The organism is Flavobacterium denitrificans DSM 15936, from assembly GCF_000425445.1.
GTDB lineage: Bacteria > Bacteroidota > Bacteroidia > Flavobacteriales > Flavobacteriaceae > Flavobacterium > Flavobacterium denitrificans.
The window spans coordinates 59,405-75,972 of sequence record NZ_AUDL01000014.1 but is presented as its reverse complement, the minus strand read 5'-3'; the positions used below and the strand labels follow the sequence as shown (position 1 = coordinate 75,972).

Below are 16,568 nucleotides of genomic sequence, written 5' to 3'. Positions count from 1 at the left end.
CCAACCCAAAACAGCTTGACCAAATGATAGATTTTTTTCTAGACAGTTATAAAAATGCGCCGTTATGGCATATTGCTCTTGAATTTTTAGTTTTTGTTTGTGGCATATTAAGCGTTTGGTTTGCTAAAAAAGAAAATATCTGGGTTTATCCTACGGGGTTGATTGCGACAGTAATTTCAGTGTATTTGCTGTACATTGCGGGCTACATTGGCGACATGATTATTAATGGGTATTTTTCGATAATGAGTATTTACGGCTGGTATGTTTGGGGTAAGGGAAGTACTACAGAAGATGATTTGCCGATTACTCGTACAAATTTTAATGAAAAAATAATCGGAATCGTACTATTTATTGTGACCGTTTTTGTAGTTTTCGGCATTTATAAATATTTTGACTATACAATCAATCCAGACAATTATGTCGATATGATTTCGTCAGGAATATTTTTTGCAGGAATGTGGTACATGGCCAGGAAAAAAATCGAAAACTGGACACTTTGGATTATTGGCGATATAATTGTTGTGCCTCTTTATGCTTATCGCGGCTTAGGGATGCTGTCACTTCAATATTTAATTTTTACAATTTTGGCTATTTCAGCTTATTTAGAATGGAGAAAAATCTTAGACAGCAAAAAACAACTATCATAAAAATTGCTTTATTTGGGCCCGAAAGTACGGGGAAAACAACTTTAGCAAAACAGCTTGCAGAATATTACGAAACCGAATGGGTCCCGGAGTTTGCACGCGATTACTTACAAGAAAAATGGGAGGAGAATCAGCACATTTGTGTGGCTGATGATATGATGCCTATTGCATACGGACAAACAGCTTTAGAGAATGAAAAACTTTCTAAGGCAAACACTTATTTGTTCTGCGATACTAATTTGATGGTAACCAAAGTTTTCTCTGAGATGTATTACGGATTCTGTGACCCGCTTTTAAATGAAGCTGCGCTGGAACATGAGTACGATTTGTTTTTCCTGACAGATATTGATGTTCCTTGGGAAAAAGATGATATCAGAGATACGCCAGACGGAAGAGAAACTGTGTTTTCTGTTTTTAAACAAACTTTAATTGATACTAAAAAGCCATTTATAATTCTTTCAGGAAATAAAGAAAGCCGCTTGGCAAAAGCCACAGCAATTATTGAAGGGCTTGCTATGGCCAAGGAACGTGGCTTTTCATCTGAAGATTTTGTTCAGTTGTATGAGCGTGGCATTTCTTTAGAAAATATTCTGAAACAATTGAAGATTTTTAAAAAAGGAATATCAAAAAGCCATTTGATTAGTCCAGCAACGATTGATGATGGTATCTTGGCCTTTTCAGAAACAGAATTTGAGGAAAAAGCAGCATTTTTTGATGCTCAAAAGGAAAAGCTGAAAATCAAAAAATTCGTTCCAGCTTCAGGTGCTGCGACTAGAATGTTTAAGTTTTTGAGGGCTTTTGTGAATGAATTTGACATCGAAAAAGAAACAATAAATGCTTATATAAACAGAAAAAAAGACAAAGAACTTCCTATTTTTATTGTCGCAATGGATAAGTTCCCTTTTTTCAAAGCAGTTGATAAAAAATTGAAATCGATTTATCCCGATTTTGATAATTTAGAGCGTGATTATAAAAATTACTATTTCATAAAAACATTGCTTTCGCAGGATTATTTTGCTTTTGCAGATAAGCCAAAGGCTGTTTTGCCTTTTCATAAATATAAAGATCATATTGCAAATCCGATTGAAGAACATTTAAACGAATGTGCACATTACGCATCTTCGAACCAAGTTTCAAATCTTCATTTTACAGTTACCGAAGCACATCAAGTATTGTTTGAAAAAGAAATTGGATTTCTTAAGGAAAAAGTAGAAAAAGATTCGGGTATTGCGATTAATATTGGTTATTCCTATCAAAATGCCGCTACAGATTCGATTGCGGTTGATGCAAAAAACAGATTGGTGAGAGACAAAAATGGCGCCTTGATTTTTAGACCAGGCGGACATGGTGCTTTGATTCAAAATCTAAATGCGCTTGATGCAGATGTTATTTTTATAAAAAACATTGACAATGTGATTCAAAATCATATTGATAAAATTACATTATACAAAAAAGCGTTGGCGGGAATTTTGATTGCGGCACAACAAAAAGTGTTCACTTATCTGAATGCAATTGAGCAGCAAAAAATTGGAGAAAAGGAATTAAACGAAATGACTCTTTTTTTGACTGATGAATTAAATATTGAAATATCGAGCGATTTCAATATGTTTACTTTTGAGAATAAAATCAACAAAGTCAAAGAACTTTTAGATCGCCCTATCAGAGTTTGCGGAATGGTGAAAAATGAAGGAGAACCTGGTGGAGGACCTTTTTGGGTAATGAGCGACAAAGGCATAAAATCGCTTCAAATTGTTGAAACATCGCAAATTGATTTGTCAGATAAAAAGCAGGCTAAAATTTTGGCAGAATCGACACATTTTAATCCAGTAGATTTAGTTTGCGGCATTAAAAGTTATAAAGGACAGAAGTTTGATTTGCAAAACTTTGTAGATCAAAAAACAGGTTTTATTGTTGAAAAAAGTGTTGACGGAAAAACGGTTAAAAATTACGAATTGCCAGGATTATGGAATGGTTCAATGGCGCATTGGCTGACTATTTTTGTTGCTGTCCCATTAATTACTTTTAACCCGGTGAAAACAGTAAATGATTTGTTGAAAGCACCACATCAGCCACAATAATGGATGTTGATAAAATCATATCAGAATTAAGTTTTAAAGCTGTTCGCAGTAGTGGAGCTGGCGGACAAAACGTGAACAAAGTTTCATCAAAAGTGGTTTTGTCTTTTGATTTAAATGCTTCGCAAGCTTTGTCTGATGAAGAAAAACTGCTTTTGCTAACTAATATTGCAGCGCGTTTAACTTCTGAAAATATCTTAATTTTAAATTGTGATGAAGATCGAAGTCAGCTTAAAAACAAAGATATTGTTATAAAGCGATTTCTGGAAATAATCAAAAAAGGATTATTTGTTCCGAAGATTAGAAAAGCAACAAAAGTTCCGAAAGCTGTAATTAAAAAAAGAATCAAGGATAAAAAGAATATCTCTGATTTGAAACAATCAAGAAAGAAACCGAATCTAGATTAAATAACAAGAAATAAATTCCAAATTCCAACAGAAAATCATTGAAAAGTGAGTTTTTGGAATTTGGAATTTATTTTTTGGAGTTTTAATCTTTTTAACACTAAATTTGCACTGTCTCAAAGGGGTGCTCTAAATAACGAGCTGAGATCATACCCAAAGAACCTGAGCGAGTAATGTTGCTAAGGGAAAAAACGACACTATCAAGCGTGCACACTTTATTTTGTCGTGAAACACATTTATTAATTTAACAAAAGAATAATTCCCCCTTTTATTTGTAATTTATTTACAGATGAAAACACTTTTTAAAGTTACAAAGTTACAAAGTTGCAAAGTTGCAAAGCTGAGCAACAAATCTATTTTCTTTACTCTATTCTCTATTTTCTTTACTCTAATTTCTTTTGCGCAACAGCAAGATTCTACAAAAGTAAATTCGCTTGATGAGGTTTTGGTTTCTGCGGTTCGTGTGACTTCAAAAACTCCGGTTACGTTTAGTAATATGGATAAAAAAGAAATCAAATTTAGAAATCTGGGACAAGATATTCCTACTTTGATGAATTATCTTCCTTCGGTAGTTACTACTTCTGATGCTGGAAACGGAATTGGTTACAGCGGAATTCGCGTCCGTGGAAGTGATGCAACTCGTGTGAATGTTACCATCAACGGAATTCCGTATAACGATGCAGAAAGCCAAGGAACTTTTTGGGTTAATATGCCCGATTTTGCTTCTTCAGTAGAAAGTCTTCAATTACAGCGCGGAGTAGGAACTTCTACAAATGGTTCTGGTGCTTTCGGCGCAAGTTTGAATATGTTGACAGATAATTATGCTTCGAAGGCAACTGGCGAAATCTCAAGCTCTTTCGGAAGTTTTAATTCGCAGAAAAATACCGTGAAATTCAGTACTGGTTTATTAAATGACCATTTTGAATTGGCTGGACGTTTGTCTAGAATTAAATCTGATGGTTATATTGACAGAGCAAGTTCTGATTTGAAATCGTATTTTCTACAAGGAACTTATGTTGGAAAAACCACTTTAATTAAAGCTTTGGTTTTTGGCGGAACTGAAAAAACGTACCAATCTTGGAACGGAATCGACGGTGAAATGTTGAATAAGAATAGAAGATATAATTCGGCTGGAAAGTACACAGATGAATTTGGAAATACTCGTTATTATGACAATGAAACCGATAATTATCAGCAAGATCATTATCAACTACATTGGAGTGAATCGTGGTCTGATAAATGGAGTTCTAATTTGGCTTTTCATTATACAAAAGGAAAAGGCTACTACGAAAATTATAAGGAAGATGCCAACATGGCCGATTATAATTTAGACCCAGTTGGAGCTGTTGCAACTACAGATTTGGTGCGTCAAAAATGGTTGGACAATGATTTCTACGGAACGACTTTTTCTGTAAAATATAAAGATGAAAAACTGGATGTCATTTTTGGAGGAGGCTGGAACAAATATGAAGGAGATCATTACGGACAAGTGATTTGGGCGAGATATGCTTCAAACTCAGAATTAGGAGATCATTATTACGATGATTTTTCGACAAAAACAGACGGAAATATTTTCGCGAAAGCAAATTATCAATTCACGGAAAAATTGAGTTTCTATGGCGATTTGCAGTACCGAAGAGTAACATACAAAGCTAATAGTGCGGAAACTGGTCTAGTAGATGATGATTTTAATTTCTTTAACCCAAAAGCGGGATTAAATTATGAAATCAATCAAAAAAACACGCTGTATTTCTCATATGCTCGTGCGAATCGTGAGCCAAACCGAACAGATTACGAAGGAGGAAATGTAAAACCAGAAAAATTAAATGATTTTGAATTAGGATGGAGATTTAATTCGGAAAACTTCCAATTGAATTCTAATTTCTATTATATGGCTTATAAAGATCAGTTGATTTTGACAGGAACGCTTGACGATGTTGGTGCACCAATTCGTTCTAATACAGATAAAAGCTATCGTTTGGGTTTTGAATTCGATGCAACGATCAAACTTTCTGAACAATTTATTCTTCGACCAAACTTTACTTTAAGCAGTAATAAAAATGTTGATTTGGCTGTTGAAGGCCAAAATTACGGAACAACTAAAATTGCTTATTCGCCAGAAGTTATCGCCGGAAATATAATTGTCTATAGCCCAATTCAGAGTTTGCATATTTCGTTATTGCAAAAATACGTTGGCGAGCAATACATGAATAATATTGAATTGCCATCAGCAAAACTGGCAGATTATTTTGTGAACGATTTGAATGTTTCTTATGAAATCAAACCAAAATCGGTTTTCAAATCGATTATGATTACAGGAATGGTGAACAATATTTTGGACAAAAAATATGTTTCAAACGGATATATGTGGGATATTTATCCGTACTATTATCCGCAGGCGGGAATTAATTTCTTAGCCGGATTGACTTTGAAATTCTAACAAACAAAAAAGCCTGAAAATTAAACTTTCAGGCGTTTTTGTTTTAATTATATACATGAATTACAGATCCTATAACTTCGACTCTATATTGTTTCAGCGGATATTCTTTGCTTCCCAAACCAGTAAATAAACTGTATTGCACTTTGTCACAAGAACAAACTGCATATATGCCGTCAATCGTCATTGCTGTACAAGAAGTAAGTTCCTGATTTGGGCACGCGGCATCAAATGCATTATAGGAGTTTCCAGCATTAAAAATGATAATTCCTTTTGCGCCAAAATTAGGAACAATAACGCCGTTGCTTACAAATTTTAGATTTGAATAAGCAGGCAAGTTCATATCTACAGATAAATTGACAGAGTAGTTTGGAATGTAAGGGTTTTTATTGCTGCGCTCACTATCACTACAAGCATAAAGTGCACAAACAAAGACGATTAAGAGCCAGATTTTTTTCATTCTTTTAGTAAGGATTAAGGAAACAAAAATAAAATATTTAGTTTTGATTTTTATATGATTAACATATAATTATGTACTATTAAAAATAATAGTATATTTGTAATACAAAATCCCGTCCCGATGGGATTTTTTGTATTTATATAAACGATGAAGTTATGAGTAAAGTATCTTATTATACAGCAGAAGGATTAAAAAAATTAAAAGATGAGTTGGAGCATTTAAAAAGTGTAATGCGTCCAAAAGCATCTCAAGATATAGCAGACGCACGTGACAAAGGAGATTTATCTGAAAATGCCGAGTACGATGCTGCAAAAGAAGCACAGGGTTTATTAGAAATGAGAATTGCCAAACTGGAAGAGGTTTATGCAAATGCAAGATTAATTGATGAATCTCAATTGGATGTTTCTAAAGTTTTGGTTTTATCTAATGTGAAAATCAAAAATCAAAGCAACGGAATGGAAATGAAATATACGCTTGTTGCAGAAAGCGAAGCCGATTTGAAAACTGGAAAAATCTCAGTGACTTCTCCTATTGGAAAAGGTTTGCTAGGGAAATCAGTTGGGGAAGTAGCTGAAATTACAGTTCCAAATGGTGTTTTGAAATTTGAAATTCTAGAAATCTCTAGAGACTAAATATTTTAAAGTTTAACTGCTTAATCGTTAAATCGGTTAAACGATTAACCAAATAAACGAATAAACAAAAATGGCATCGATATTCACAAAAATAGTAAACGGAGAAATTCCCGCATATAAAGTTGCTGAAGATGAAAACTTCTTAGCTTTTTTAGATGTTAACCCAAATGCAAAAGGACACACGCTGTGTATTCCAAAACAAGAAATCGACAAGATTTTTGATATGGATGATGAATTGTATTTAGGCTTAATGAAGTTTTCTAAAAAAGTTGCAATCGCTTTAGAAAAAACAGTTCCTTGCAAAAGAGTTGGTGTTGCAGTTGTTGGATTAGAAGTGCCTCATACGCATGTGCATTTGATTCCGTTGAATCATATGGATGAAATGCGCTTCCAAAATAAAGTATCACTTACAAAAGAGGAATTTGAAGCTTTGGCTAAAAGTATTACAGCAAATTTGTAAAGATTTTACGAGTGTCAGGCTGAGCGAAATCAAAGCCCATAAAAAATATAAAAAATGCAGTAAAATTATTTACTGCATTTTTTTATTCAATAAAATCTGAAACGTAGTACCTTTTCCAATTTCAGAATGTAAAACTTTGATTTTGCCGTTATGATATTCTTCTACAATTCTTTTAGTTAAAGAAAGTCCCAATCCCCAGCCACGTTTTTTGGTTGTAAAACCAGTTTCAAAAATCGTTTTGAATTGTTTTTTCGGAATACCGGTTCCTGAATCTTTTACATTAATTTTTACTTGATGAGCATCTTGTTCAATTTGCAGTTCTAAATTTCCTTTTCCTTTCATGGCATCAATGGCATTTTTTACCAAATTCTCGATTGTCCAGCTGTAAAGAATTGGATTTATCTGAACCATTATTGGGTTTTGAGGAGTGTGATATGAAAATGCAACTTGTTTTGAAAAACGCGATTGCAGGTATTTAAAAGCATTTAAAGTTTCTGAAACAATATCATGAGTTTCTAAAACGGGAACAGAACCAATTTTAGAAAAACGATCCGTAATAGTTTGTAAACGATCAATATCCTTCTCTATTTCAGAAGTTATAGATAAATCAATATCTTCTGTTTTTAAAATTTCAATCCAACCAATTAAAGATGATAAAGGCGTACCAATTTGATGTGCCGTTTCTTTTGCCATTCCGGCCCACAGTTTGTTTTGTGTGGCCATTTTGGTGCTTTTATAAAAATTATAAATCAAGGCGACACATAAAAAGACAATCAGCAATAAAGCAATTGGATAATATTTTAGCTTATTGAGTAAAGCCGAATTCCCGTAATATAAAATTTGGTATTTTCCGGGAGCGTATTCAAAAGTAATGGGTTCGTTTTCACTTCTTAGATTGTTTAAAAAAGATTTTAATTTCTTTTTGTCATTCAAAATTTCATCAGGAACATTTTTAGCACTGACTACTTTATCATACAGCATTATGACACCTGGAATTGAAGTATTGTTATTGAAAATCTGAAGAGGAAGCTCTACATCTGTATTTTCATCGGCATTGACAATTGTAATTTGCGCATTCGCAAAAAGTTTCATTTTCAAACGCTCTTCATTTTTGAAAATTTGGAAAAAAGTATATGTATTCCAAAGAATCAAAGTAATGATTAAAAAGGAAATAAGAATTATAACCCAGCGAGTTGTATTTCTGCGTTCAGAAAAGTGCATAAACTAATTTTTGAGGTATAAATATAACGAATTATACGCATTTAATATTTTGCAATTCCGGAAAGATTTTTCGTTTTTATGTTCCAAACTATTTCTCCGAATTAAACCATTTCTATACTTTTGCAGTTACCAAAATGAGGTTTGGTTAAAAAGAAAAATTATGATTAGCATCGATCCAAAAGAGATACCAACAGTTAAATTGCAAGGTTATCTGCAAAGTGCTGTCGGCCCAAGGCCAATTGCTTTTGCAAGTACAATAAGCGAAAAAGGAATCCCGAATTTATCGCCTTTCAGCTTTTTTAATGTGTTTAGTGCTAATCCGCCAATTTTGGTTTTTTCGCCTTCAAGACGCGTTCGTGACAATACAGTAAAGCATACTTTGATTAATGCCGAAGCAACACGTGAAGTAGTAATTAATGTCGTAAATTACGATTTGGTACAACAAACCTCATTGGCAAGTACAGAATATGGTGAGGGTGTAAATGAGTTCATAAAAGCAGGTTTAACTCAGGTTCCATCTGATATTGTAAAGCCGTATAGGGTTAAAGAATCACCGGTTCAGTTTGAATGCAAGATTTCGCAAATTATTCCGTTAGGAACAGAAGGAGGAGCTGGAAATCTGATTTTGTGTGAAGTGGTAAAGATTCATATCAACGAATCGATTTTAGACGAAAATGGAGCTATTGATCAACACAAAATTGATTTGGTTTCAAGATTGGGAGCAAATTGGTATTCAAGATCAAATCAAGGGCTTTTTGAAGTGCCAAAACCACTGACAACTTTGGGCGTTGGAGTAGATGCAATTCCGAGTTTTGTAAAGGAAAGCCCTGTGTTTAATGGGAATGACCTCGGAAAATTAGGAAATATAGAAGCCTTGCCTACAACAGAAGAAGTTAGTATATTTGTGAAAGAAAATTTTTCTGTGAAAGGAGTTTTAAGCTCAGATGATCAGGAAAAAATACATTTAGAAGCCAAAAAATATCTCAATAATGATGATATTTCTTCAGCTTGGAAAGTGCTTTTAGCCAAAAAATAAGAATAGAAACAATAATTAATTATAGACGAAGATGGAAGTTATAGGAAAAGTAAAAGTGGTAAATCCTGAGCAACAAGTTAGTGCTTCATTCAAAAAAAGAGAATTAGTAGTAACTACAGATGAGCAGTATCCACAACACATTTTAATCGAATTTACTCAAGACAAATGCGATTTATTAAGCAACTATAAACTAGGTGAAGCAGTAAAAGTTTCTATCAATTTAAGAGGAAGAGAATGGGTTAATCCACAAGGAGAAACTAGATATTTCAATAGTATTCAAGGTTGGAGAATCGAAAGATTGGCGCCAGAAGGACCTGCGCAAGGCGCTCCAATGCCAGTTGCAGAAACTTTTGCACCAGCAACAAGCATTAACGAAGACGAACCAGACGATTTACCGTTCTAAAAAAGGTTTAAATTCTAAAAAAATAAAATTCCAAATTCCAATTCATTCACGTGATTTTGGGATTTGGAATTTTGTTTTTGAGTTTGGTTTGTTATTTATATAAATGACAACATTTTGAAATTTGGAATTTCATGATTGATTTTTAAAAAAGATGTATTATTTATTCAACGATTTATTTTTTCCGCCCGTTTCAGAAGCTGATGAAGAAGGTGTTTTGGCAATTGGCGGCGATTTAAGTTCCGAACGATTGCAATTGGCTTATAAAAGCGGAATTTTTCCTTGGTTTAATGAAGGAGAGCCAATTCTTTGGTGGGCGCCAGATCCGAGAATGGTTTTGTTTTTCGATGAACTCGTAATATCGAAAAGTATGCGAAAGATCCTGAATCAGAAAATGTTCAAGGTGACTTACAATAAAAATTTCAGAGAAGTAATTTCGAATTGCCAACAGATAAAACGCGACGGTCAAAATGGAACTTGGATTTCTGATGAAATGATTGAAGCATATTGCAAACTGAATGAAGAAGGATTTGCAAAATCTGTTGAGGTTTGGCAGGATGATATCTTAGTTGGGGGTTTGTATGGAATTGATTTAGGAAAGGGAACTGTTTTTTGTGGAGAAAGTATGTTTTCTAAAGTTTCAAATGCTTCAAAAACAGCTTTCATTGCTTTAGCCTTATATTTGAAGAAAGAAAATTACAAATTATTAGATTGCCAGATTTATAATCCACATTTAGAAAGTTTGGGTTGTCGTGAAATTGATCGCGAAGAATTTATGTCCATCTTAAAAAGCAAATAAAAATGAGTGCAGTTTACATTATAAAAGAAATTTATATTTATCCGATAAAAAGCTTGGCTGGTATTAGTTTAAAAAGTGCCAATGCAGAAGAAATGGGATTTGAAAATGACCGAAGATGGATGTTGATTGATTCAGAAAATGTTCATGTTACGCAAAGAGAATACCCAATAATGAGTCAGTTTTATCCTGAGATTTTAGGAGATAAAATTCAAATTGCTTTTGAAGGAGAAACGCATGAATTTTCTATTAGTGAACATTTGGAAAATCCTATAGATTCTCAAGTTTGGGACGATAAAAGTGAAGTTTTCGAAGTCAATAAAAATTCTTCAAAATGGTTTAGTGATAAATTAGGTTTTGAATGCAGATTGGTGAAAATCAATAAAATTGGTGCTCGTAAACATGAAAGTTCAAGAACAAATGAAATCTACAATGTCAGTTTAGCCGATGGTTATCCCTATTTATTAATTGGAACAGAAAGTCTTAATTTTTTAAATGAAAAATTAGAAGAAAAAATCACTATTAAAAGATTCCGCCCAAATATTGTGGTGAGCACCAAAAGTGCTCACGAAGAAGATGATTTTCAGGTTTTTAAAATAGGCGACGTTCAATTTAAAAACATAAAGCCTTGCGGAAGATGTATTATGGTAAATAATGATCCGCAGAAAGGAATTGTAAAAAAAGAGCCTCTAAAAACCTTGAGCAAATACAGAAATGTAGATAATTCTGTTTTATTTGGGACTAATATCGTTAGTCTGAATTCAGGAACTATTTCTGTTGGTGATGAGGTTGTGTTTTAGAAATTCAGCTTTGTAAAATTCCAGTTTAACGTATTAAAAATGACAAGTTCATTCTTTAAAGTTGGTAATTCTAAAATTAATTTAAGTGTTTCGTGCGCCATCATATTGCCAATGATTCCAGGTAAAGTTCCTAAAACGCCATTCAAATTGCAATTCGGAACATCTTTTGGATCAGGCATTTCCGGAAACAAATCTCGGAGATTTTTGCTTCCGTTATGATTGAAAACGGCAATTTGGCCTTCAAACTTTAAAATACTTCCGTAAACCAAAGTTTTCTTTAGTTTCACACAAGTATCATTCACTAAATAACGTGTCGAAAAATTATCAGAACCATCGACAACAATATCATATTGTTCAATGATTTTTGATGCATTTTCAGTAGTTAGTTTTTCATTAATAGCGACAGCTTCAATCAACGGATTTAGTTTTGAAACGACTTCTCGGGCAACAATCGATTTTTGTTTTCCTATTTCATTTTCAGTATATAAAATCTGCCGATGAAGATTATGAATTTCAATGGTGTCAAAATCCATAATTCCGATAAAACCTACACCGGCAGTAGCAATATATTGCAAAATCGGACAGCCTAAACCGCCGGCTCCAATAACTAATACTTTTGCTTTTTTTAGTTTTTCTTGACCTTCATCGCCAATTTCAGGTAAAATAGTTTGTCTGTTGTAACGAAGGAATTCTTGTATAATGCTCATTATTTTTAGTCTTAAAGGTCGAAAGTCGAAAGTCGAAAGTCGAAAGTCAAAAGTTGAAAGTTGAAGGTGAAAGATTAAAGTTAAGTTTTGGACTTTATGACTTTTGACTTTCCAACTTTTGACTATATGCTTCGTGCCAATCTTTCCAAACGGGTTCGTAACCTGATTTTTTTATGATTTGTGAAATTTCTTCGGCAGAGCGTTCGTCGCTGATTTCGAATTGCTCCAAAGACTGCGGATCCACCACATAACCACCCGGATTTGTTTTTGAGCCTGCGCTCATACTCGTAACACCAATCGGAATGATATTGTTTCTGAATTTTTCGTTTTCACGTGTTGAAATGGAGATTTCTAAATCCTCATTCCATAATCGGTAAGCGCAGATTAATTGCGTCAAATCTTTGTCATCCATAATAAAATTAGGTTCGATAATTCCTTCAGCGGGACGAAGACGTGGAAAAGAAACGGAATATTTGGTTTGCCAATATTTCTTCTGCAAATAATCTAAATGCAAGGCATTAAAGAAACTATCGGTTCGCCAATCTTCCAACCCCAATAAAACACCTAAACCAATTTTATGAATTCCGGCAGTTCCAATTCGGTCAGGAGTTTCTAATCTATATTCGAAATTTGATTTTTTACCTTTTGTATGATACTTTTTGTAAACTTCTTGATGATAGGTTTCCTGATAAACCAAAACCGAGTAAACACCAGCGTTGTGTAGATGTTCATAATCTTCAGTTGAAAGTGGTTGTACTTCAACAGAAATAATCGAAAAATCCTTTCTGATTAAATTAATTGCATTCAAAAAATAATGGATGTTTACTGTATAATTTGCTTCGCCTGTTACGAGTAAAACATGATCAAAGCCTGTATTTTTCAAAGCTTCAACTTCAAGTTTTATCTCGGAATCAGAAAGTGTTTTTCGCTTGATTTTATTGTCTAAACTAAAACCACAATACGTACAGATATTTTGACATTCGTTGCTTAAATAAAGTGGCGCATACATTTGAATGGTTTTTCCAAAACGTTTTTTGGTAATTTCATGGCATTTTTGAGCCATTTCTTCCAGATAATTTTGAGCAATTGGGGAGATTAAAATCAAAAAATCATCAAGATTGTATTTGGTTTTAGCCAAAGTACGTTCGACATCTTTTGATGTTGTCTTGTATATTCTAGATTGGATTTCATCCCAATTATATTGATCGAAAATAGATTTGAATGTGTTCATTTTTTATTTTGTTTCCCGCAGATTTTGCAGATCGTGCAGATTAAATTTTATTTACAACGCGATGAATATTTTCTAGGATATTAGAGCAGTTAAAATTGACTAATAGTCCTAGTTTTTTATTAGTCAATTTTAAATAAGTATTTAATTGTTTGAAATGAATTGGCTTTATTTCCTCCACGGATTTTAATTCTATAATTACTTTATTCTCCACTAAAATATCTAGTCTGAAAGTTATGTCTAAATAAGCTTCATCATATTTAACAGGGAAATCAATTTGTTTAACGATTTGTAATCCATCTTTTTGTAATTGATAATAAAGAGCACTCTCATAAACCGATTCTAATAATCCGGGTCCGAGACCGTTATATACTTTAAAAATTGCTCCTCTAATTTTATATGATATTTCATTTTCTGACATAATTTTTTAATTCAAAATCAAAGAAAATTCGGTTTTTTTTATTGGTTAAAAAATCATAATAAATAGATTCAGCAGTTTCAACATAAAAATCATCTGCTAAATCTGCGAGAGAAAATCAAATTTATTCATAAAGAAAAGAAGTCAAAGGGCTAGAAGCTGAAGCATAATTTTGCTGATTTCCAATCTTTGCTTCAAAAGCCTTTCTTCCAGCAATGACAGCTTCTTTAAACGCCTCAGCCATTAAACTCGGATTTCCGGCAACAGCAATCGCAGTGTTCACCAAAACGGCATCAGCGCCAATTTCCATTGCTTTAGCGGCATCAGAAGGAGCGCCAATTCCGGCGTCAACAATAACTGGAACCGTACTTTGCTCGATTATAATTTCTAAGAAATCTATTGTTTTTAGACCTTTATTACTTCCAATTGGTGAACCCAAAGGCATTACGGCAGAAGTTCCAGCGCTTTCAAGATGTTTGCACAAAACCGGATCGGCGTGAATGTATGGAAGTACAATAAATCCTAATTTTGCTAATTCTTCAGTCGCTTTCAAAGTTTCAATAGGATCAGGCATTAGATATTTTGGATCTGGGTGAATTTCTAATTTTACCCAGTTGCTTTCTAAAGCTTCACGTGCCAATTGTGCAGCAAAAACAGCTTCTTTGGCGTTTCGTGCTCCAGATGTATTGGGTAATAAATTGATCTTTGGATGTTTTAAATGGGGTAAAATTGCATCAGTATCTGTTTCTAAGTCGATGCGTTTTAGGGCAACGGTAACCAATTCGCTTTCTGAAGCCAAAATCGCTTCTTCCATTTCCTGATTTGAACCAAATTTTCCCGTTCCAAGAAATAAACGAGAAGTAAAGGTTTTGTCTGCTATATTAAACAATGACTTTTGCATATAATTTTTCGTTGAGTTGCTGAATTAATTTTTCTTTTTCGTCACTTTCTGTGATAAGCCCAGAAAGTGCAATACCGTAAATGCCAGTTTCCATTAACGGATTTACATCTTTCAAAGTAATTCCGCCAATTGCAAAAACTGGAATTGTGATTTTATTTTTTTTCATTTTTTGAAGAATCTCAAAATACCCTGACAAACCTAAAATCGGACTTAATTTTTCCTTTGTATTCGTAAATCGGAAAGGGCCTAAACCAATGTAATCAGCGCCATTTTTTGCATGGTTTTGAATGTCTTCAAAAGTGTTTGCCGTTCCTCCTATAATTTTTGTGTTTCCTAAAATAGCTCTGGCTTCATTAATTTTCATATCGGTTAAACCAAGATGAACACCATCTGCTGCAATTTGTTCAGCGAGATGCAAGTCATCATTTACAATAAAATTCGCCAGATATTCTTCGCATAAAAATTTTACAGCTTCAGCTAAGGCAAAAGTATCTTTAGCAGTCTGATTTTTAAATCGCATTTGTATCCAATCGCAACCCGCATCAAGCGCCTGTTGAATATTATACAATTGTTCTTCGATTGTATTTCCTTGAGAAATGTATTGTAGTTTATTGTACATAGTGAAATCCTATTAGTGTTGAAGTTGAATTTAGATATTTTTCTATGTAGGTTTTAGCATTTAGACAAGCTTCATGCAAAGTTTGATCTAATGCAAGATTTGAGGCTATTGAGGCTGATAAAACACAGCCAGAACCGTGTTTTTCAAAACATTTTTTTCCTGAAGGCAATAAATCAATTGTTTCATTTTTTAGAAAAAGACGATCAGTGCCAGGTTCTAAAGCATTATGTCCGCCTTTTAATAAAATGGAAGTCGGAATTTTATTTTGTTGCCAGATTTTGTTTGTAAAAAAATCAGGAAACAAGATTTCGATTTCGTTGTAATTGGGCGTAATCAGATCAATTTTGGAAAGGATTTTATCTAATGCCGGATAGTCTTCAATTTTTATAAATTCAAATTCAGTAGTTGATTTTAAAACAGGATCCCAAACAATTTTTGTTGATGGCGATAAAAGTTTTATTGTCGAAAGAATTCGGTTTAAATAATGAAGCGTTGGAACAATCCCAATTTTTACCACGCTGATTTTATAACTTAAAAAAAGAGTTTCTATCGAACGAATCACAAAGCTTAAATTTGTCCATTGAATTTCATAAAACTTGTTTTCGGTCTGAATAGTATTTGCAGTTGTGATTGCAAATCCAGTAACCTGATGCAATTCAAAAGTTTTGGCATCGGCTAAAACGCCAGCGCCCCCCGAAGGATCAAAACCGGCTATAGCGAGAACGATTGGGCGATTTGCTGACATAATTTAATTTGTTTTAATGGATTTTTATTTTTCCAAATACTTCCTAAAAGAGCAACATCATCAAAACCTTTTTCTAAAGTTTTGCGAATATTTTCTGAATCAATTCCGCCTAAAGCGATTAGTTTTGTTTTATAATTTGTACGCTTTTTTATCTCTTCAAAAAGATCAATTTCTGAATGATAATTTTCTTTCGAAATACTTTTAAAAACAGGGCTTAGAAAGGCATAATCAAAATCATTTTCTAAGGAATTAAAACCTTCAATAGAATGTGTTGATGTTGAAATTGATTCGTATTTATACCTACAAGGTTTTGAAAACCTTGCAGGATTGATACGATTACTTTTTCTTTCTTTTTCAGAAAAATGAATTCTCGTAATTCCGAAATCTTCTGCTAAGGAATGATGACTGTGCAAAACAAGTTTATTTCTATATTCAGGTTTTATTTGCGGAATAAAATGCGCCATTTCTAATTCTGAAAATTCAGGTTTCCGAATATGAAGCAATGACAATCCTTCTTCAAATAAAGAATGAAGGATGTCTATTTCATTTTTAACAAAAAAAGGATTCGTAATCACAATCATATCT

The 16,568-nt window shown here is 33.3% G+C and carries 19 protein-coding genes; 10 read left to right on the top strand and 9 right to left on the bottom strand.

Translation table 11 applies throughout. The annotated features are described in order from the left end of the window. Positions 1-23: 23 nt before the first annotated feature. From pnuC to H600_RS0109915, 4 genes are all read left to right on the top strand, one after another. On the top strand, positions 24-647 hold the full coding sequence (pnuC, locus tag H600_RS0109930; protein ID WP_026728646.1) for a nicotinamide riboside transporter PnuC: 624 nt from the start codon (positions 24-26) through the stop codon (positions 645-647). Continuing rightward, a complete protein-coding gene (locus H600_RS0109925; RefSeq protein ID WP_026728645.1) occupies positions 608-2,722 on the top strand; it encodes a DUF4301 family protein in 2,115 nt (704 codons plus the stop codon). Before pnuC ends, H600_RS0109925 begins: the two co-directional genes overlap by 40 nt. Continuing rightward, entirely contained in the window at positions 2,722-3,126 is a 405-nt protein-coding gene (gene arfB, locus H600_RS0109920) for an alternative ribosome rescue aminoacyl-tRNA hydrolase ArfB (RefSeq protein WP_026728644.1), read from the top strand. Before H600_RS0109925 ends, arfB begins: the two co-directional genes overlap by 1 nt. A gap of 286 nt (positions 3,127-3,412) precedes the next feature. Beyond that, positions 3,413-5,563 carry a TonB-dependent receptor gene (locus tag H600_RS0109915; protein WP_026728643.1) on the top strand — a complete coding sequence of 717 codons (2,151 nt, stop codon included), beginning with the start codon at positions 3,413-3,415 and terminating at the stop codon, positions 5,561-5,563. Positions 5,564-5,606: 43 nt separating this feature from the next. Here H600_RS0109915 and H600_RS0109910 read toward each other — a convergent pair whose 3' ends face one another. Then, the gene (locus H600_RS0109910) at positions 5,607-6,020 is read right to left on the bottom strand and encodes a Rieske (2Fe-2S) protein (protein ID WP_026728642.1); all 414 of its coding nucleotides are present in this window, start codon (positions 6,018-6,020) and stop codon (positions 5,607-5,609) included. Between the two features lie 155 nt (positions 6,021-6,175). On the opposite strand from H600_RS0109910, the gene greA reads away from it, so the two are divergent. Together greA and H600_RS0109900 are read left to right on the top strand one after the other, a co-directional pair. Beyond that, positions 6,176-6,652, top strand: coding sequence for a transcription elongation factor GreA (gene greA / locus H600_RS0109905; RefSeq protein WP_026728641.1), 477 nt, complete (start codon positions 6,176-6,178; stop codon positions 6,650-6,652). 70 nt (positions 6,653-6,722) lie between these two features. After that, a complete protein-coding gene (locus H600_RS0109900) occupies positions 6,723-7,112 on the top strand; it encodes an HIT family protein (protein WP_026728640.1) in 390 nt (129 codons plus the stop codon). Between the two features lie 69 nt (positions 7,113-7,181). On the opposite strand, the gene H600_RS0109895 is transcribed toward H600_RS0109900, so the two are convergent. Next, complete coding sequence (locus H600_RS0109895) at positions 7,182-8,333, bottom strand: sensor histidine kinase (RefSeq protein WP_026728639.1); 1,152 nt, start codon at positions 8,331-8,333, stop codon at positions 7,182-7,184. A gap of 160 nt (positions 8,334-8,493) precedes the next feature. Between H600_RS0109895 and H600_RS0109890 the strand changes: the two genes are divergently transcribed. The 4 genes from H600_RS0109890 (at position 8,494) to H600_RS0109875 (ending at position 11,365) form a co-directional block, all read left to right on the top strand. After that, entirely contained in the window at positions 8,494-9,369 is an 876-nt protein-coding gene (locus H600_RS0109890; protein WP_026728638.1) for a flavin reductase family protein, read from the top strand. Positions 9,370-9,400: 31 nt separating this feature from the next. Further along, on the top strand, positions 9,401-9,772 hold the full coding sequence (locus H600_RS0109885) for a DUF3127 domain-containing protein (protein WP_026728637.1): 372 nt from the start codon (positions 9,401-9,403) through the stop codon (positions 9,770-9,772). A 151-nt stretch (positions 9,773-9,923) separates the two neighbouring features. Continuing rightward, positions 9,924-10,568 (top strand): leucyl/phenylalanyl-tRNA--protein transferase, encoded by a 645-nt coding sequence (gene aat, locus H600_RS0109880; protein WP_026728636.1) that lies wholly within the window; start codon positions 9,924-9,926, stop codon positions 10,566-10,568. Between the two features lie 2 nt (positions 10,569-10,570). After that, on the top strand, positions 10,571-11,365 hold the full coding sequence (locus H600_RS0109875; protein WP_026728635.1) for an MOSC domain-containing protein: 795 nt from the start codon (positions 10,571-10,573) through the stop codon (positions 11,363-11,365). Here H600_RS0109875 and H600_RS0109870 read toward each other — a convergent pair. The 7 genes from H600_RS0109870 to H600_RS0109840 form a co-directional block, all read right to left on the bottom strand. Beyond that, positions 11,362-12,072 carry a HesA/MoeB/ThiF family protein gene (locus H600_RS0109870; protein ID WP_026728634.1) on the bottom strand — a complete coding sequence of 237 codons (711 nt, stop codon included), beginning with the start codon at positions 12,070-12,072 and terminating at the stop codon, positions 11,362-11,364. The two genes, H600_RS0109875 and H600_RS0109870, sit on opposite strands and share 4 nt — an antisense overlap. A 94-nt stretch (positions 12,073-12,166) precedes the next feature. Continuing rightward, complete coding sequence (thiH, locus tag H600_RS0109865) at positions 12,167-13,303, bottom strand: 2-iminoacetate synthase ThiH (RefSeq protein ID WP_026728633.1); 1,137 nt, start codon at positions 13,301-13,303, stop codon at positions 12,167-12,169. Positions 13,304-13,343: 40 nt separating this feature from the next. Next, complete coding sequence (locus tag H600_RS0109860) at positions 13,344-13,721, bottom strand: GxxExxY protein (RefSeq protein WP_026728632.1); 378 nt, start codon at positions 13,719-13,721, stop codon at positions 13,344-13,346. A 121-nt stretch (positions 13,722-13,842) separates the two neighbouring features. Continuing rightward, positions 13,843-14,619, bottom strand: a complete 777-nt coding sequence (locus tag H600_RS0109855; RefSeq protein WP_026728631.1) for a thiazole synthase — start codon at positions 14,617-14,619, stop codon at positions 13,843-13,845. Next, positions 14,600-15,238 (bottom strand): thiamine phosphate synthase, encoded by a 639-nt coding sequence (locus H600_RS0109850; RefSeq protein WP_026728630.1) that lies wholly within the window; start codon positions 15,236-15,238, stop codon positions 14,600-14,602. Before H600_RS0109850 ends, H600_RS0109855 begins: the two co-directional genes overlap by 20 nt. Continuing rightward, positions 15,228-15,983 carry a hydroxymethylpyrimidine/phosphomethylpyrimidine kinase gene (locus H600_RS0109845; RefSeq protein ID WP_026728629.1) on the bottom strand — a complete coding sequence of 252 codons (756 nt, stop codon included), beginning with the start codon at positions 15,981-15,983 and terminating at the stop codon, positions 15,228-15,230. Before H600_RS0109845 ends, H600_RS0109850 begins: the two co-directional genes overlap by 11 nt. Then, entirely contained in the window at positions 15,950-16,564 is a 615-nt protein-coding gene (locus tag H600_RS0109840; protein WP_026728628.1) for a thiamine phosphate synthase, read from the bottom strand. Before H600_RS0109840 ends, H600_RS0109845 begins: the two co-directional genes overlap by 34 nt. Positions 16,565-16,568: the final 4 nt, after the last annotated feature.

What these genes read in the sequence shown, in the direction of transcription:
- arfB (WP_026728644.1), top strand. Translation starts at nt 2,722, where the DNA reads ATGGATGTTGATAAAATCATATCAGAATTAAGTTTTAAAGCTGTTCGC.
- H600_RS0109885 (WP_026728637.1), top strand. Translation starts at nt 9,401, where the DNA reads ATGGAAGTTATAGGAAAAGTAAAAGTGGTAAATCCTGAGCAACAAGTT.
- H600_RS0109855 (WP_026728631.1), bottom strand. Translation starts at nt 14,619, where the DNA reads ATGCAAAAGTCATTGTTTAATATAGCAGACAAAACCTTTACTTCTCGT.
- H600_RS0109870 (WP_026728634.1), bottom strand. Translation starts at nt 12,072, where the DNA reads ATGAGCATTATACAAGAATTCCTTCGTTACAACAGACAAACTATTTTA.
- H600_RS0109890 (WP_026728638.1), top strand. Translation starts at nt 8,494, where the DNA reads ATGATTAGCATCGATCCAAAAGAGATACCAACAGTTAAATTGCAAGGT.
- H600_RS0109895 (WP_026728639.1), bottom strand. Translation starts at nt 8,333, where the DNA reads ATGCACTTTTCTGAACGCAGAAATACAACTCGCTGGGTTATAATTCTT.
- greA (WP_026728641.1), top strand. Translation starts at nt 6,176, where the DNA reads ATGAGTAAAGTATCTTATTATACAGCAGAAGGATTAAAAAAATTAAAA.
- H600_RS0109850 (WP_026728630.1), bottom strand. Translation starts at nt 15,238, where the DNA reads ATGTACAATAAACTACAATACATTTCTCAAGGAAATACAATCGAAGAA.
- H600_RS0109875 (WP_026728635.1), top strand. Translation starts at nt 10,571, where the DNA reads ATGAGTGCAGTTTACATTATAAAAGAAATTTATATTTATCCGATAAAA.
- H600_RS0109860 (WP_026728632.1), bottom strand. Translation starts at nt 13,721, where the DNA reads ATGTCAGAAAATGAAATATCATATAAAATTAGAGGAGCAATTTTTAAA.
- H600_RS0109925 (WP_026728645.1), top strand. Translation starts at nt 608, where the DNA reads ATGGAGAAAAATCTTAGACAGCAAAAAACAACTATCATAAAAATTGCT.
- thiH (WP_026728633.1), bottom strand. Translation starts at nt 13,303, where the DNA reads ATGAACACATTCAAATCTATTTTCGATCAATATAATTGGGATGAAATC.
- H600_RS0109845 (WP_026728629.1), bottom strand. Translation starts at nt 15,983, where the DNA reads ATGTCAGCAAATCGCCCAATCGTTCTCGCTATAGCCGGTTTTGATCCT.
- H600_RS0109915 (WP_026728643.1), top strand. Translation starts at nt 3,413, where the DNA reads ATGAAAACACTTTTTAAAGTTACAAAGTTACAAAGTTGCAAAGTTGCA.
- H600_RS0109840 (WP_026728628.1), bottom strand. Translation starts at nt 16,564, where the DNA reads ATGATTGTGATTACGAATCCTTTTTTTGTTAAAAATGAAATAGACATC.
- H600_RS0109900 (WP_026728640.1), top strand. Translation starts at nt 6,723, where the DNA reads ATGGCATCGATATTCACAAAAATAGTAAACGGAGAAATTCCCGCATAT.
- H600_RS0109910 (WP_026728642.1), bottom strand. Translation starts at nt 6,020, where the DNA reads ATGAAAAAAATCTGGCTCTTAATCGTCTTTGTTTGTGCACTTTATGCT.
- aat (WP_026728636.1), top strand. Translation starts at nt 9,924, where the DNA reads ATGTATTATTTATTCAACGATTTATTTTTTCCGCCCGTTTCAGAAGCT.
- pnuC (WP_026728646.1), top strand. Translation starts at nt 24, where the DNA reads ATGATAGATTTTTTTCTAGACAGTTATAAAAATGCGCCGTTATGGCAT.